The sequence below is a fragment of the Kitasatospora sp. NPDC090091 genome (assembly GCF_044747365.1).
Classification (GTDB): domain Bacteria; phylum Actinomycetota; class Actinomycetes; order Streptomycetales; family Streptomycetaceae; genus Kitasatospora.
This window is the reverse complement of sequence record NZ_JBIVDY010000008.1, coordinates 285,471-298,473: the sequence shown is the minus strand read 5'-3', so window position 1 is coordinate 298,473 and position 13,003 is coordinate 285,471. Positions and strand designations below refer to the sequence as shown.

The following is a 13,003-nucleotide window of genomic DNA, read 5'->3' as shown; positions in this document are numbered from 1 at the left end:
CCGCGTGCGGGTACGGCGGCGGGCGAGGCTGCGTCGGGGGGTCGCCGGCGGGGCAGCCGGGTGCGGATGACCGGTAAGCAGCGTCGGGAGCAGCTGCTGGAGATCGGTCGGACGGTGTTCGCGGAGCGTGGTTACGACGGGACGTCGGTGGAGGAGATCGCCGAGCGGGCCGGGGTGTCGAAGCCGGTGGTGTACGAGCACTTCGGGGGGAAGGAGGGGTTGTACGCGGTGGTGGTGGACCGCGAGATGCAGTTGCTGTTGGACATGGTGACGGGGGCGTTGACCGGGGGGCATTCCCGGGAGCTGTTGGAGCAGGCGGCGTTCGCGTTGATGGATTACATCGACACGTCGACGGACGGGTTCCGGATTCTGGTGCGGGATTCGCCGGTGGCGCAGTCGACTGGGACGTTTGCGTCGTTGATCAGTGACATCGCGACGCAGGTGGAGGACATCCTGGGGTTGGAGTTCAAGGCCCGGGGGTTCGATGCGCGGTTGGCGCCGATGTATTCGCAGATGTTGGTGGGGATGGTGGCGCTGACCGGTCAGTGGTGGCTGGAGGTGCGCAAGCCGGAGAAGGCGGAGGTGGCGGCGCATCTGGTGAATCTGGCGTGGCACGGTCTGGAGGGGATGGAGCGGCATCCGAAGCTGGTGGGGGATCGGAAGTCGTAGCGCCCGGGGCCCCGGGTGTCAGGCCTGTTTGACGCCGACGGCGAAGATGCGTCGGAACGGGAAGACGGTGCCGTGGGGTCCGGCGGGGTAGGCCTGGTGGAGCAGGGTGCGGTACTCGGTGAGGAAGGCGGCCCGGTCGGTGGGGTCGGTGAGCCGGGTGAGGACGGGGCGCAGTGCGGTGCCCTTGACCCATTCGAGTACCGGGTCGGGGCCGGTGAGCAGGGTGCTGTAGGTGGTTTCCCAGACGTCGGGGGTGCAGCCGGCGGCGGTGAGTGCGTGGAGGTAGTCGGCGGGGTCGTGGACGCCGGCGCGGGTGGTGTCGCCGAGGGTGTCGCGCCAGCGGGGGGTTTGGCGGAGTTCGGCGAGGGTGGTGTGGCTGGGTGAGTCGAAGTTGCCGGGGACCTGGAAGGCGATGACGCCGCCGGGTTCGAGTGCGGCGGCCCAGCGGGGCAGCAGGTCGAGGTGGCCGGTGATCCATTGCAGGGTTGCGTTGGAGGCGATCAGGTCGGGTCGGGCGGCGGCGGGGTCGTAGGTGTTGGCGTCGGCGAGCCGGTAGTCGGCGGTGGGTTCGCCGGTGGTGCGTGCGGTGGCGAGCATGTCGGCGGAGTTGTCGATGCCGGTGAGGTGGGCCCGGGGCCAGCGTTGGCGCAGGACGGTGGTGGAGTTGCCGGGGCCGCAGCCGATGTCGAGGACGGTGGGGGCTGGTTCGTGGGGGAGGGTGGGGACGCGGGCGAGCAGGTCGTGCAGGGGGCGGGTGCGTTCGTCGGCGAAGCGCAGGTACTGCTCGGGGTCCCAGTGGGGGGTGTTCATGGTCCACCTCGCATGTATCTCGACATCAAGATATCTGGTCGCACCTTCCACGTTACATTTCTCGATGTCAAGAGACTTCACATCGACACAACCCCCGATACACTGATCGCCATGGAGGACGAGGTCGACCGCCTGGTCGCAGCATGGCGCCGAGAGCGCCCCGACCTCGACGTGGAACCGCTTGAGGTGCTCAGCCGGGTCAGCCGACTCGCCCGGCACCTCGACCGTGCCCGCCGGACGGCCTTCGCCGAGCACGGTCTGGAGCCCTGGGAGTTCGACGTGCTGACGGCGCTGCGCCGGGCCGGCACCCCGTACCAGCTCTCCCCCGGCCAGTTGCTCACCCAGACCCTGGTGACCTCCGGCACGATGACCAACCGGATCGACCGCCTCACCGGCAAGGGCCTGGTCAAGCGGCTGCCCGATCCGGACGACCGGCGCGGCGTGCTGGTCCGGCTGACGGACGACGGCCGCGACCGGGCGGACCAGGCGCTCGCCGGCCTGCTCGCGCACGAGCGCGAGCTGCTCGCCCAGCTCACCGCCGTCCAGCAGGGCGAGCTCGCCGGGCTGCTCCGGCTGCTGGTCGCCCCTTTCGACAACATCCCGGGCTGATCCACGGCGCCCGGGGCGGCGCGGGCGCCGGCACCCCGGACCGGCCGGCGACCGGGCACGGGCCGGGCCCGCCCCGACCGCGGGGCCCGGCGGGGCTCAGAACCCGTCCGGGTACGGGGTGCTGAGCGCGGGCACCGGGGCCGGCTCGGCCTCCGCCGTCCGGTAGCCGGGCAGCAGCTCGGCCAGCCGCCGGCGCACCTCCCCGTCGCTGTTGCCCGCCGCCGCCGCGTACAGGCCGGTCAGCCCGCCCGCGAGGTCGTCCGGGCCGGAGGCGGACTCCGCCACCGTGGCGTAGATCCGGGCGTGCGCGGTGGGCAGCCGCTCCTCCCCCTCGGAGAACAGCGCCTCGTTCAGCTTCTCGCCGGCCCGCAGGCCGGTGTAGCGGATCTCCACCTCGTCCCGGCCGAGCTGCACCTGCTCGGCGAAGTTGTGCACCAGGTCGACGATCCGCACCGGCTCGCCCATGTCCAGGACGAACACCTCGCCGCCGTGCGCCATCCGGCCGGACTCCAGGACCAGGCCGACGGCCTCCTCGATGGTCATGAAGAACCGGGTGACGTCGGGGTGGGTGATCGTCACCGGGCCGCCGCTGCGCAGCTGTTCGGCCAGGACGGAGAGCAGGGAGCCGCGCGAGCCCAGCACGTTGCCGAAGCGGACCGCGGAGAAGACGCCGGTGCCGAGGTTGCGGGCGTCCCGGGCGTTGGCCTGCACGATCAGTTCGGCCAGGCGCTTGCTGGCGCCGAGGACGGAGGTCGGGTCGGCGGCCTTGTCGGTGGAGATCAGCACGAACCGTTCGACGCCGGTGGCCAGTGCGGCCTCGACCAGGTGGTCGGTGCCGAGCACGTTGGACTTGACCGCCTCGCTGGGGTGGCGTTCCAGCAGTGGCAGGTGCTTGTGGGCGGCGGCGTGGAACACCACGTCCGGCTTGAGGTCGCGGAAGATCTGCTGGATCCGGGGGCGGTCCCGGATGTCGGCGATCACCAGGGACTCGTCGGTGAGCAGCGCCTCGCCCCAGATCTCCAGCTGGAGCCGGTGCAGGTTGGACTCGTCGTGGTCGAGCATGTAGAGCGCGCTCGGGTTGAACGCGTGGACCTGGCGGCAGAGTTCGCTGCCGATGGAGCCCCCGGCGCCGGTGACCAGGACCCTGCGGCCCTCGATGACGTCTCGGACGTCGGCGGAGACCACGTGCACCTCGTGCCGGCCGATCAGCCGGTTGACGTCCAGGCTGCGCATGTCCGAGCCGACCACCTCGCGGCGCAGTGCGGCGAGGAAGGAGGGCAGGTAGCGGACGGCGGCGCCGGCTGCTGCGGCGGCGGTGGCGAGTGCGCGGACCCGCTGCGGGGCGAGGCCGGGGATGGCGAGCGCGACGACCTGGGCGCGGTGGTGGACGGCGAGTCCGGTGAGTTCGGCGAGGGTGCCGAGGACGGGGACGGTGTCGACCGACTGTCCGGCCTTGGCCGGGTCGTCGTCCAGCAGGCCGATCGGGGCGAGGCCGAACTCGGGCGTCCGGCCGAGGTCGCGGACCAGGGCGGTACCGGCCGCGCCGGCGCCGACCACCAGGGTGCGCAGGCCGGCCGGCGGTGCGCTCCGGGCCGGGCCGGGGCCGCCGGCGCGCGGGCCGGCCTCGGTTGTTCGGTGTTCCTGGGCTGTGTGCGGGCGTGCGGAAGTGCTGTGCGGCGACATCTGTCCTCCGGATTTCCCTGACGTGACGGACCTGAGCCGTACCTGGGTGTTACGGGCGGATCAGCCGGCGCCGGGAGCTGTGGTCGAGGCGACGGACGGCGGGGCTGTGGGCGCGGCCGGTTCGGAGGGGCTGACGCCCGCCCGGCGCGCGACCGCGACGGCGGCGAGGGTGGAGTGCACCCCGAGCTTGCCGAGGACGTTCTGCATGTGGGTGCGCACGGTGTGCGGGGAGAGGTAGAGGCGCTCGGCGACGGCCTGCCGGCCGAGGCCGGCGACCATGCAGCGCAGGATCTCCTTCTCCCGCGGGGTGAGCGTGTCGACCAGGCGCTCGCTCTCGGTGCGGTCCCGCCGGGCGGTGGTGAGCTCGCGGATGACGCCGGTGAGCAGGGCGGGCGGCAGGTGCGTCTCGTCGCGCAGCACGCCGCGGATCACTGCGAGCAGGCGGGCGAGTGAGCTCTCCTTGGCCACCCAGCCGGTGGCTCCGGCGTGCAGGGCGCGGGCGGCGCGGTGCGGGTCGTCGGCGGTGGCCAGGACGATCGCGCGCAGGGCGGGGTGGTTTCGGCGGACCCGGGCGAGCAGGGTGATGCCGTCGGGTGCCGGGGTGGCCGCGGGCTGGTGCGGGGTGGCCGCGGGGTGGGTCGCGGGTGGCAGGTGCGCCTGCGGGGTGTGCGCGGACGTGAGGTGCGGGTGCGAGGGTGGGACGTGGGCCGGCGGGGTGGCCGGGCGCCGGGGTGCGGGTACGGCTGCCGACGGGCGGCGGCGGGCGGGTTCGGGCGGGTCGGCGCCGGGCCGGCGGGGCTTGCGGGCGCCTGCGGCCGCGGAGTCGGCGCCGAGGTCGGCGTCGATCAGCACCACGTCGTAGCCGCGGCCTTCGACGGCGGCGCGTTCCAGCGCCCGCTCGGCGGCGGCCGCGCTGCCGGCCGCGCCGACCTCCACGTCGGGTTCGGCGGCGAGTGCCGCCGCCAGCGCCTCGGCGAAGATCCGGTGGTCGTCGACCACCAGGACGCGGATCCGCCCCATCGTCACTCCCCCCTGCCCGGACCGGGCCGGTGCCCCGGGGCGACCACCCGGTTGCACCGCCGTGACCTGGGCACTCGTCCGCCGTCCGCCTCCCGGTGCCGCGAAGGCCGACGGCACCGACCCCCACCGGTACCGGAATCAGCGTACGGGGTGGGGGGCGGCTCGGTGGGGGTTTGGTGAAGTTTCGTCAGGAGGTGCGTACTTGGCGTGACTTGGGGTCCCTGCGGGGGAGCAGCAGGGCCGGCAGGAGGGCGAGGGCGAGCAGTGCGACGGCCCATCCGTAGGTGTCCCGGAATGCGGCGGCGAGGCCGGGGGCGAGGGCGGTGCGGGCCGCGGTGTCCAGGCCGTGCAGGGCGGCCGGGCCTCCCCCGCCGGGCAGGTGGCCGGCCAGGGCGCCGGTGAGCAGCACGGACATCAGCGCGGTGCCGGTCGAGCCGGCGACCTGCTGGACGATGGTGACCAGGGTGGTCGCGGCGGGGACGTCGGCGGGGGCGACCCCGCGGGTGGCCGCGGCGATGGTCGGCATGATGGTCATCCCGACGCCGGTGCCCATCAGCACCAGGGCGGCGATCAGCTGCCAGTACGGCGTGTCGGCGGCGATCCGGAGGGTGAAGGCCAGGAAGCCGGTGGTGGCGAGCGCCGCGCCCGTCAGGACGATCCGGCCCGCGGCGATCCGGTCGGTCAGCCGGCCGGCGACCTGCATGGTGATCCCGGTGGCCAGGGCCTGCGGGATGCCGAGCAGGCCGACGTCGGTGGCGCTCTGGCCGCGCACCAGCTGGTAGTAGAGCGGGAGCAGCAGCATCGAGCCGAAGTAGCCGCAGGCGAAGAGGGCGAGGGTGGCGGCGGGGCCGGCGAAGGCGCGTCGGCGCAGCAGGCGCAGGTCGATCAGGGGGTGGCGGGCGGTCAGCGCGCGGACGGCGAATCCGGCCACCAGGGCGGTGCCGGTGAGGGTGGGCAGCAGGGTGTCCGGGGTGGCGGGGCCGCCGTGTTCGGCGCCGGCGGCGAGGCCGTAGATCAGGGCGGCGAGGCCCGGGGAGAGCATCAGCAGGCCGGGCAGGTCGAGGCGGCGGCGGCGGCCGTCGCCGGTGTCGCGGGGCAGCAGCCGGACGGCGAGGGCCAGGGCGAGCAGGCCGATCGGCAGGTTGATCAGGAACACCCAGCGCCAGGAGGCCTCGTCGACGAGCCGGCCGCCGAGCAACGGGCCGGCGAGCGGGCCGATCAGGACGGGGATGCCGAGCACGCTCATGGTGCGGCCGGTGCGGGCCGGGTCGGCGGCGCGGATCAGGACGGTCATGCCGACCGGCATCACCATGCCGCCGCCGAGGCCCTGGAGGACCCGGAAGGCGATCAGCGAGGGGGCGTCCCAGGCGGCGCCGGCGAGGGCGGAGCCGAGCACGAAGAGGGCGAGGGCGGTGAGGTAGAGGCGGCGGGTGCCGAACCGGCCGATCGCCCAGGCGGTGACCGGGGTGACGGTGGCGAGGGCGAGGGTGTAGCCGGTGGTGACCCATTGGACGGTGGCCAGTGGGGCGGTGAAGTCCTCGGCGAGGCGGTTGAGGGCGACGTTGACGATGGTGGTGTCGAGGACGGTCATCAGCGAGCCGAGGACCACGACGGCTGCGACGGCCGCGGTGCGCGGGGTGGGTGCGGCGGCGGCCCGGGCGGCGGCAGGTGTGGGTGTGGTCGTGGCGGGTGCGGCGGTGGTGCTCATCGGTCCCCCCTGGTGATGGGCCGGGGCGGCGCACGGCGGTGGCGTCCGGCGGTTGCGCGGCCCCGGCGGTCGGGCGCGGCTCAGGCGCCGTACGGGTGGGCGGTGCGGGCGTCCCGCAGGGCCCGCGCCCACCAGGTGAGCTGGTCGAGCATGCCCTTGGCCGCGCCGGTGGGGACGGCGGGGGCGACCGGCTCGCCGTCGTCGCCGAAAGCGGCCCAGGCGCCGTGGAAGCTGACGGTGTCCCGGACGGTGACGGCGTGGAGCTCGGCGAAGACCAGCCGGAGCTGCTCGACCGCGCGGAGCCCGCCGCCGATGCCGCCGTAGGAGACGAAGCCGACCGGCTTGGCCTCCCACTCGGCCTTGTGCCAGTCGATGGCGTTCTTCAGGACGGCGGGGAAGCTGTGGTTGTACTCGGGCGTGATGACCACGAAGGCGTCGGCGGCGGCCAGCCGGAGCGAGAGCGCGGCCAGCACCTCGGCCTGCTCGGGGGTGGGCTCGTTGCCGAGGTCCGGCAGCGGGTGTTCGGCGAGGTCGACCGCGTCGAGGTCGAGGTCGCTCCGGTCGGCGGCGGTGCGCAGGAACCAGTCGGAGACGTTCGGTGCGAAGCGGCCCCGGCGGTTGCTGCCGATGATGACGGCGACGCGGTAAGGGGTCTCGGGCACAGCAGCCTCCGGATCGGGTGTTCGTTGCTGCCGCCCGGTCCGGCGGCACATCAGGTACAGTACAACGTGCATGGCAATAAGTACAACGATGACTGCAAAGTTCTGGAGGTCGGCCCGTGACCAGTGAGAACGAGAGCCCCGCCAAGCCCCGCCGCGGCCTCGCCGAGAAGCGCGAAGCCATCACGGGGGCAGCACGAACGGTCTTCGGCCGGGACGGCTACTCCCGCGCCAGCATCGACGCCATCGCCTCCGAGGCCGGGGTCTCCACCCGCACCATCTACAACCACTTCGCCGGGAAGGAGCTGCTCTTCCGGACCGTCGTCCTGGAGAGCGCGGCCCAGGTCAGCGACGCCCACCTGGACGTCGTGGAGCGCAACCTGGCCAAGGTCACCGACCTGGAGGCCGACCTCACCGCGCTCGCGCTGGCCTGGGTGAAGGTGCTCGGCCGGTTCGCCGACCACTTCGCGCTGGTGCGGCAGATCAACGCCGACGCCGGGCACCTGCCGAAGGAGCTGCTGGAGGCCTGGCAGGAGACCGGGCCCCGCCGGGCGCTGCGGGAGCTGGCCGCCGGCTTCGGCGAGCTGGCCGACCGCGGGCTGCTGGTGGCGCCCGATCCGGTGCGGGCCGCCGAGCACTTCGTGCAGCTCACCGGCAGCGCGATCACCCAGCGCACGTACTGGGGCGCGCACCCGATCGACCCGGCGACGGCCGAGGAGATCATCACCAGCGGGGTGCAGGCCTTCCTGCGCGCCTACGCGGCGCCTGCGGCACGGTAGCGCGGGCGCGGCGGGACGGCCGGGACCGCGGCCGGGCCGTGCGCCCGGGCCTGCGGAAACGCCGAAGCGCCGCCCCGGACGGCCGGGGCGGCGCTTCGGGTGCCCCCGCGGGGGCGGGACTCCTAGAGGCCGTTCTTCTCCAACGTGAACTTCCACGCGTCGGCGACGATGTCGTCCAGGTTCGGACGGCGCGGGGTCCAGCCCAGGGCCTCGCGGGCGCGGTCGGCGGAGGCGACCAGCACGGCCGGGTCGCCCGCGCGGCGGCCGGCGACCTGCACCGGGATCTCCCGGCCGGTGACGCGCTTGACCGACTCGATCACCTCGCGCACCGAGAAGCCGCTGCCGTTGCCCAGGTTGCAGATCAGGTGCTCGCCCGGCTTGGCCGCGTCCAGCGCCAGCAGGTGGGCGTCGGCCAGGTCCGCGACGTGGATGTAGTCGCGGATGCAGGTGCCGTCCGGGGTCGGGTAGTCGTCGCCGTACACCGCGATGTGCGGGCGCTGCCCGAGGGCGGCCTGGAAGACCAGCGGGATCAGGTGCGACTCGGGGTCGTGCCGCTCGCCGTAGGCGCCGTACGCGCCCGCCACGTTGAAGTAGCGCAGCGAGACGGCGGCCAGGCCGTGGGCGACGGCCTCGCTGGTGATCAGGTGGTCGACGGCCAGCTTGGTGGCGCCGTAGGTGTTGGTCGGCGCGGTGCGGGCGGTCTCGGCGATCGGCACGACCTCCGGCTCGCCGTAGGTGGCGGCGGTGGAGGAGAAGACCAGCTTGCGCACGCCGGCCGCGCGCATCGCGCTGATCAGCTCCAGCGAGCCGGCCACGTTGTTGCGCCAGTACTTCTCCGGGTCCACCACCGACTCGCCGACCTGCGAGGAGGCGGCGAAGTGCAGCACGCCGTCGAAGGAGGCGTCCAGGACCTTGCCGGCCTCCTGGATCCGGCCCTCGACGAACTCGGCGCCGGCCGGCACGCCCTCGCGGAAGCCGGTGGAGAGGTCGTCCAGGACGGTCACCTGGTGCCCCGCCTCCAGCAGGTGGGCGGCGACCACGCTGCCGACATAGCCGGCGCCACCCGTGACCAGGTACTTACTCATGATGAGACCTCCAGCGGGCGATGTCCGCCGGGTCGGCGGCCATCGGTGACGTACGTAGGACTGGGCCTATTGTCCCTGGCCGTCGGGGGTGCTCCGGACCGCCCGGGGCGCCCCCCGGCGAACCCGCCTGCGGCCGGTCCGGCCGGGCCGCGGCGCCCCCGGGCCTTCCCTGCCCCCGCCCGTCCGTCAGTCCTCAGTCGCGGGCCACCCGGTCCAGCAGTCCGGTCCGGGCGGCCACCGCCGCCGCCTCCAGCCGGGTGCGCGCGCCGAGCTTCATCAGCACCCGCTGGACGTGCGTCCGGGCGGTGCTGGCCGCGATCCGCATCCCGGCCGCGATCGCCGCGGTGTCCTCGCCCTCCGCGATCCGGGCCAGCACCTCGACCTCACGGCGGGTCAGCAGTCGCAGCAGCCGGACGGCCTCGTCGTCCGACTCGGGCGCCGGGCTCAGCAGTTGGTCGAACGCGCCGCGCAGCACCTCCGCCGCGACCGCCGCCTCGCCCGCCCTCGCCCGCGCGATGGCCCGCTCGACCACCTCGATCCGCTCGTCACTGGGCACGTAGCCCGCCGCCCCCGCCGCGAACGCGCCCGCCACACCGCGCAGTTCACCGACCGGTCCGAGCACGATGACGGCCACCTCGGGCCGCTCCCGCCGGATCCGGCGCAGCCCGTCGAACGCCCCCGGCTCCGCCGGCGCGGCCACCCCGAGCAGGCACACCTCCGGGCGGCGCCCGGCCACCAGGTCGGCGGCGGCGCCGGCCGGCGAGCCGACCGCGAGCACCCGGTGGCCGCGCAGCTGGAGCGCGGCGGCCAGGGCCTCGGCGAGCAGCCGGTGGTCGTCGACCACCACGAGTCGAACGCCCATGACACCCTCCCGGTCGGGGTCCGGCCCGCACCCGTACCCGGTGGGGCAGGCGGCCGGTGACGCACCATCACAGCGCATTCCGGGCCCGACCCGCTAGGCCGCCTCCGGACCGGCACACGAAAAAGACCCTCGCCGTTGGGCGAGGGTCTTTCACTTGAGCCCCCATGCGGAATCGAACCGCAGACCTTCTCCTTACCATGGAGACGCTCTACCGACTGAGCTATAGGGGCTTGCTCTCTTGTCGTTCTCGCTTGCTCACTCGCTCGCTCGAACAAGGAAGACATTACACGGCCGACGACCGGGAAGGGAAATCGGCCCCAGGTCCCCGCCGGCGGCGGCCTGCCGCCCGTCAGCAGCCCGGGTGGGCCTCGTCGAACTCGGCGCGGGCGGCGAGCATCAGCGGGGTGCGCTCCTCGGTCCAGCGCCCGACCGACGCGACCAGGGCGGCCAGTTCCCGGCCGAGCGGCAGCAGGTCGTAGACCACCCGGGGCGGCGTCTCGGGGTGCACGGTGCGTTTCACCAGCCCGTTCCGTTCGAGGGTGCGCAGTGACTGGGTGAGCATCTTGCGGCTGACGCCGTCCACTCCGCGCTGCAGCTCGGAGAACCGCTGCTGCCCGAACTCGGTGAGGCTCATCAGGATCAGCATCGACCACTTGTCCACCAGCTCGGCGAACACGGCCCGGCTGGGACAGCACCGGGCGAGGACGTCGAGCTCCCGGGTCTCCTCGGCCAGGGCCGGAGGCTGCTCCTGTGTGGTCATGCCCTCCAGGGTAGCCGGACGAGTCTCCATTTCCCCCTTGGTAACCATCCCAGCCTTGGTAACTGATGGAGACCTGGTCTATATTCGAGACCATCGGCCCGGGAGGCCGCGCCCGTACGGCGTTGCCCCCGCTTGCCGCCCGTCCCCCTTGTCCCTCCCCCGCCGTCGCCGAGGAGCACCCGTCATGACCGCTGTCCGCCCGACCGTCGCCATCGCCTACCACTCCGGCTACGGCCACACCGCCGTGATCGCCGAGGCCGTCGCCCGCGGCGCCGCGGCCGCCGGTGCCGAGGTCGTCACCGTCTCCGTCGACACCATCACCGACGAGCAGTGGGCGCAGCTCGACGCCGCCGACGCGATCGTCTTCGGCTCGCCCACCTACATGGGCACCGCCTCCGGCGCCTTCCACGTCTTCGCCGAGGCCAGCAGCAAGCGCTGGTTCAGCGACGCCTGGCGCGACAAGGTCGCCGCCGGCTTCACCAACTCCGCGTCCAAGAGCGGCGACAAGGCCGGCACCCTGGGCTTCTTCCAGACCCTGGCCGCCCAGCACGCCATGAGCTGGGTCAACCTGGGCCTCAAGCCCGGCTGGAACTCCAGCGCCGGCACCGAGGACGACCTCAACCGCCTCGGCTTCTCCTCCGGCGCCGCCGCCTCCACCCCCGCCGACGGCGGCACCGACACCGTGCACAAGGCCGACATCGCCACCGCCGAGCACCTCGGCGAGCGGGTCACCCGGCACACCGCGGTCCTGCTCGCCGGCCGCGCCGCCCTGGCCGCCTGACGCCGGCCGCTCCCTACGCCGCCGGATCAGCGCCCAGCACGGGCGTCCGGCGGCGTCCGGCGTCCGCCGCCCCCGCCTGCGCGAGATCCGCGCCGCTGGTCTCCGGCAGCAGCCGCAGGCAGGCCAGCGCCACCACGCCCAGCACCACCAGGTACCAGCCGACCGGCACCGCCGTCCCGTACGTCTCGGTGAGCCGGGTCGCCACCAGCGGGGTGGTCGCACCGCCGACCACCCCGCCCAGGTTGTACGTCAGCGCGGCGCCCGTGTACCGCACCCGGGTCGGGAACAGCTCCGGCAGGTAGGCCGCCACCGGCCCGAGCAGGCAGCCGAGCACCACCAGGGCACCCGCCAGGGCCAGGAACATCAGCGGCCGGCGCACCGTCTCCAACAGCGGGAACAGCACCGGCGACCAGAGCACCGCCAGCACCGTGGCCCCCTGCAGCGTCCGCCGCCGGCCCCAGGCGTCGCTGCGCCGCGCGCTCACCCAGACCGTCGCGCCCTTCCCCACCGCGCCCAGCAGCAGCATCGACAGCACCACCGTGCTCGACACCCCGAGCCCGGTCGTCGCGTAGGCCAGCGCATAGGTGGTGGTCACGTAGAACAGCGCGTAGCCCACGGTGATCGCGCCGCAGCCGACCAGCACGGTGCGCCAGTGGTCACGCAGCACCTCCAGCACCGGTACGGCGCCCGCCCGCGACGGCGCGCCCGCCCCGACGCCGGCCCCGACGCCGGCCTCGGCCTCGGCCCGGAACAGCGGCGTCTCCTCCAGCCGCAGGCGGATGAAGAGCCCCACCGCCACCAGCCCCAGCGAGGCCAGGAACGGCACCCGCCAGCCCCAGGCGTGGAACGCCCCCTCGTCCAGGGTCAGCCGCAGCACCAGGAACACCCCGTTGGCGAGCACGAAGCCGCTGGTCGGCCCGAGCTGCAGGTACGCCCCGTAGCGGCCGCGCCGCCCGGCCGGTGCGTTCTCCGCGATCAGCAGCGCGGCGCCGCCCCACTCCCCGCCCAGCCCGACGCCCTGGCAGACCCTCAGCACCACCAGCAGGACCGGCGACCACCACCCCCACGCCCCGTACCCCGGCAGCAGCCCGACCGCCGCCGTCGACAGCCCCATCAGCAGCAGCGACACCACCAGCGTCGCCTTCCGCCCCAGCCGGTCCCCGAAGTGCCCGAACACCACCGCGCCGACCGGCCGTGCCAGGAACGCCACCGCGTACACCGAGAACGCCGCCAACAGCGCCCCGACCGTGCCCAGTTCGGGGAAGAACACCGGCCCGAAGACGAGCGCTGCTGCCGTTCCGTAGAGAAAGAAGTCGTAGAACTCGATCGCCGTGCCGATCAGGGCCGCCGCCGCGGCCCTCCGCAACTGCGCCGCCCGCCGGGCGTCCTGCGTATCCATACCGCCACCCTGGCGACCGGCTCACCCCTCGCGACAGCGCCACCCGGGTGAAGCCCGCGCACATCCGCGCCTGCCCGCCCCGGCCGCGCGCTCCGCGCGCCACGGTGCGCGCACCCGGAAACGCGACTGCCCGGCCGCGGGATCAAACTCCCGACGGCCGGGCAGATGACGCGTACCCC

13 protein-coding genes and 1 tRNA gene are annotated in these 13,003 nt (G+C 74.1%); 4 read left to right on the top strand and 10 right to left on the bottom strand.

Going from position 1 to position 13,003, the window contains the following annotated elements:
* Positions 1–66 precede the first annotated feature (66 nt).
* The gene (locus ACIPSC_RS16840) at positions 67–669 is read left to right on the top strand and encodes a TetR/AcrR family transcriptional regulator (protein WP_313765264.1); all 603 of its coding nucleotides are present in this window, start codon (positions 67–69) and stop codon (positions 667–669) included.
* 18 nt (positions 670–687) lie between these two features.
* On the opposite strand, the gene ACIPSC_RS16835 is transcribed toward ACIPSC_RS16840, so the two are convergent.
* Positions 688–1,479 carry a methyltransferase domain-containing protein gene (locus tag ACIPSC_RS16835; RefSeq protein ID WP_400826382.1) on the bottom strand — a complete coding sequence of 264 codons (792 nt, stop codon included), beginning with the start codon at positions 1,477–1,479 and terminating at the stop codon, positions 688–690.
* Between the two features lie 111 nt (positions 1,480–1,590).
* Here ACIPSC_RS16835 and ACIPSC_RS16830 point away from each other — a divergent pair, with 111 nt between their 5' ends.
* Entirely contained in the window at positions 1,591–2,088 is a 498-nt protein-coding gene (locus ACIPSC_RS16830; RefSeq protein ID WP_313765262.1) for a MarR family transcriptional regulator, read from the top strand.
* Between the two features lie 96 nt (positions 2,089–2,184).
* On the opposite strand, the gene ACIPSC_RS16825 is transcribed toward ACIPSC_RS16830, so the two are convergent.
* The 4 genes from ACIPSC_RS16825 to ACIPSC_RS16810 all read right to left on the bottom strand — a co-directional run bounded on the left by ACIPSC_RS16825 (position 2,185) and on the right by ACIPSC_RS16810 (position 7,212).
* Positions 2,185–3,771: a polysaccharide biosynthesis protein gene (locus ACIPSC_RS16825; protein ID WP_400826381.1), complete on the bottom strand. Its 1,587-nt coding sequence runs from the start codon at positions 3,769–3,771 to the stop codon at positions 2,185–2,187.
* Between the two features lie 60 nt (positions 3,772–3,831).
* Positions 3,832–4,791, bottom strand: a complete 960-nt coding sequence (locus ACIPSC_RS16820; RefSeq protein ID WP_400826380.1) for a LuxR C-terminal-related transcriptional regulator — start codon at positions 4,789–4,791, stop codon at positions 3,832–3,834.
* A gap of 187 nt (positions 4,792–4,978) precedes the next feature.
* The gene (locus ACIPSC_RS16815) at positions 4,979–6,499 is read right to left on the bottom strand and encodes a DHA2 family efflux MFS transporter permease subunit (RefSeq protein WP_400826379.1); all 1,521 of its coding nucleotides are present in this window, start codon (positions 6,497–6,499) and stop codon (positions 4,979–4,981) included.
* A gap of 80 nt (positions 6,500–6,579) precedes the next feature.
* On the bottom strand, positions 6,580–7,212 hold the full coding sequence (locus ACIPSC_RS16810) for an NADPH-dependent FMN reductase (protein ID WP_400826457.1): 633 nt from the start codon (positions 7,210–7,212) through the stop codon (positions 6,580–6,582).
* 65 nt (positions 7,213–7,277) lie between these two features.
* Between ACIPSC_RS16810 and ACIPSC_RS16805 the strand changes: the two genes are divergently transcribed.
* The gene (locus ACIPSC_RS16805) at positions 7,278–7,937 is read left to right on the top strand and encodes a TetR/AcrR family transcriptional regulator (RefSeq protein ID WP_400826378.1); all 660 of its coding nucleotides are present in this window, start codon (positions 7,278–7,280) and stop codon (positions 7,935–7,937) included.
* Between the two features lie 122 nt (positions 7,938–8,059).
* On the opposite strand, the gene galE is transcribed toward ACIPSC_RS16805, so the two are convergent.
* The 4 genes from galE to ACIPSC_RS16785 all read right to left on the bottom strand — a co-directional run bounded on the left by galE (position 8,060) and on the right by ACIPSC_RS16785 (position 10,644).
* Entirely contained in the window at positions 8,060–9,022 is a 963-nt protein-coding gene (gene galE, locus ACIPSC_RS16800; protein WP_400826376.1) for a UDP-glucose 4-epimerase GalE, read from the bottom strand.
* Positions 9,023–9,215: 193 nt separating this feature from the next.
* On the bottom strand, positions 9,216–9,884 hold the full coding sequence (locus ACIPSC_RS16795; protein ID WP_400826375.1) for a LuxR C-terminal-related transcriptional regulator: 669 nt from the start codon (positions 9,882–9,884) through the stop codon (positions 9,216–9,218).
* A gap of 157 nt (positions 9,885–10,041) precedes the next feature.
* A tRNA-Thr gene (locus ACIPSC_RS16790) sits at positions 10,042–10,114 on the bottom strand.
* Between the two features lie 119 nt (positions 10,115–10,233).
* Positions 10,234–10,644, bottom strand: a complete 411-nt coding sequence (locus tag ACIPSC_RS16785) for a winged helix-turn-helix transcriptional regulator (protein WP_400826374.1) — start codon at positions 10,642–10,644, stop codon at positions 10,234–10,236.
* Positions 10,645–10,828: 184 nt separating this feature from the next.
* On the opposite strand from ACIPSC_RS16785, the gene ACIPSC_RS16780 reads away from it, so the two are divergent.
* A complete protein-coding gene (locus ACIPSC_RS16780) occupies positions 10,829–11,425 on the top strand; it encodes a flavodoxin family protein (protein WP_400826373.1) in 597 nt (198 codons plus the stop codon).
* A gap of 13 nt (positions 11,426–11,438) precedes the next feature.
* Here the strand turns inward: ACIPSC_RS16780 and ACIPSC_RS16775 are convergent, their stop codons facing one another.
* Entirely contained in the window at positions 11,439–12,824 is a 1,386-nt protein-coding gene (locus ACIPSC_RS16775; RefSeq protein WP_400826372.1) for an MFS transporter, read from the bottom strand.
* Positions 12,825–13,003: the final 179 nt, after the last annotated feature.

Coding starts and splice junctions, on each gene's coding strand:
- ACIPSC_RS16810 (WP_400826457.1), bottom strand. CDS start 7,212: ATGTGCCGCCGGACCGGGCGGCAGCAACGAACACCCGATCCGGAGGCT.
- ACIPSC_RS16840 (WP_313765264.1), top strand. CDS start 67: ATGACCGGTAAGCAGCGTCGGGAGCAGCTGCTGGAGATCGGTCGGACG.
- ACIPSC_RS16785 (WP_400826374.1), bottom strand. CDS start 10,644: ATGACCACACAGGAGCAGCCTCCGGCCCTGGCCGAGGAGACCCGGGAG.
- ACIPSC_RS16820 (WP_400826380.1), bottom strand. CDS start 4,791: ATGGGGCGGATCCGCGTCCTGGTGGTCGACGACCACCGGATCTTCGCC.
- ACIPSC_RS16835 (WP_400826382.1), bottom strand. CDS start 1,479: ATGAACACCCCCCACTGGGACCCCGAGCAGTACCTGCGCTTCGCCGAC.
- ACIPSC_RS16775 (WP_400826372.1), bottom strand. CDS start 12,824: ATGGATACGCAGGACGCCCGGCGGGCGGCGCAGTTGCGGAGGGCCGCG.
- ACIPSC_RS16780 (WP_400826373.1), top strand. CDS start 10,829: ATGACCGCTGTCCGCCCGACCGTCGCCATCGCCTACCACTCCGGCTAC.
- galE (WP_400826376.1), bottom strand. CDS start 9,022: ATGAGTAAGTACCTGGTCACGGGTGGCGCCGGCTATGTCGGCAGCGTG.
- ACIPSC_RS16825 (WP_400826381.1), bottom strand. CDS start 3,771: ATGTCGCCGCACAGCACTTCCGCACGCCCGCACACAGCCCAGGAACAC.
- ACIPSC_RS16795 (WP_400826375.1), bottom strand. CDS start 9,884: ATGGGCGTTCGACTCGTGGTGGTCGACGACCACCGGCTGCTCGCCGAG.
- ACIPSC_RS16830 (WP_313765262.1), top strand. CDS start 1,591: ATGGAGGACGAGGTCGACCGCCTGGTCGCAGCATGGCGCCGAGAGCGC.
- ACIPSC_RS16815 (WP_400826379.1), bottom strand. CDS start 6,499: ATGAGCACCACCGCCGCACCCGCCACGACCACACCCACACCTGCCGCC.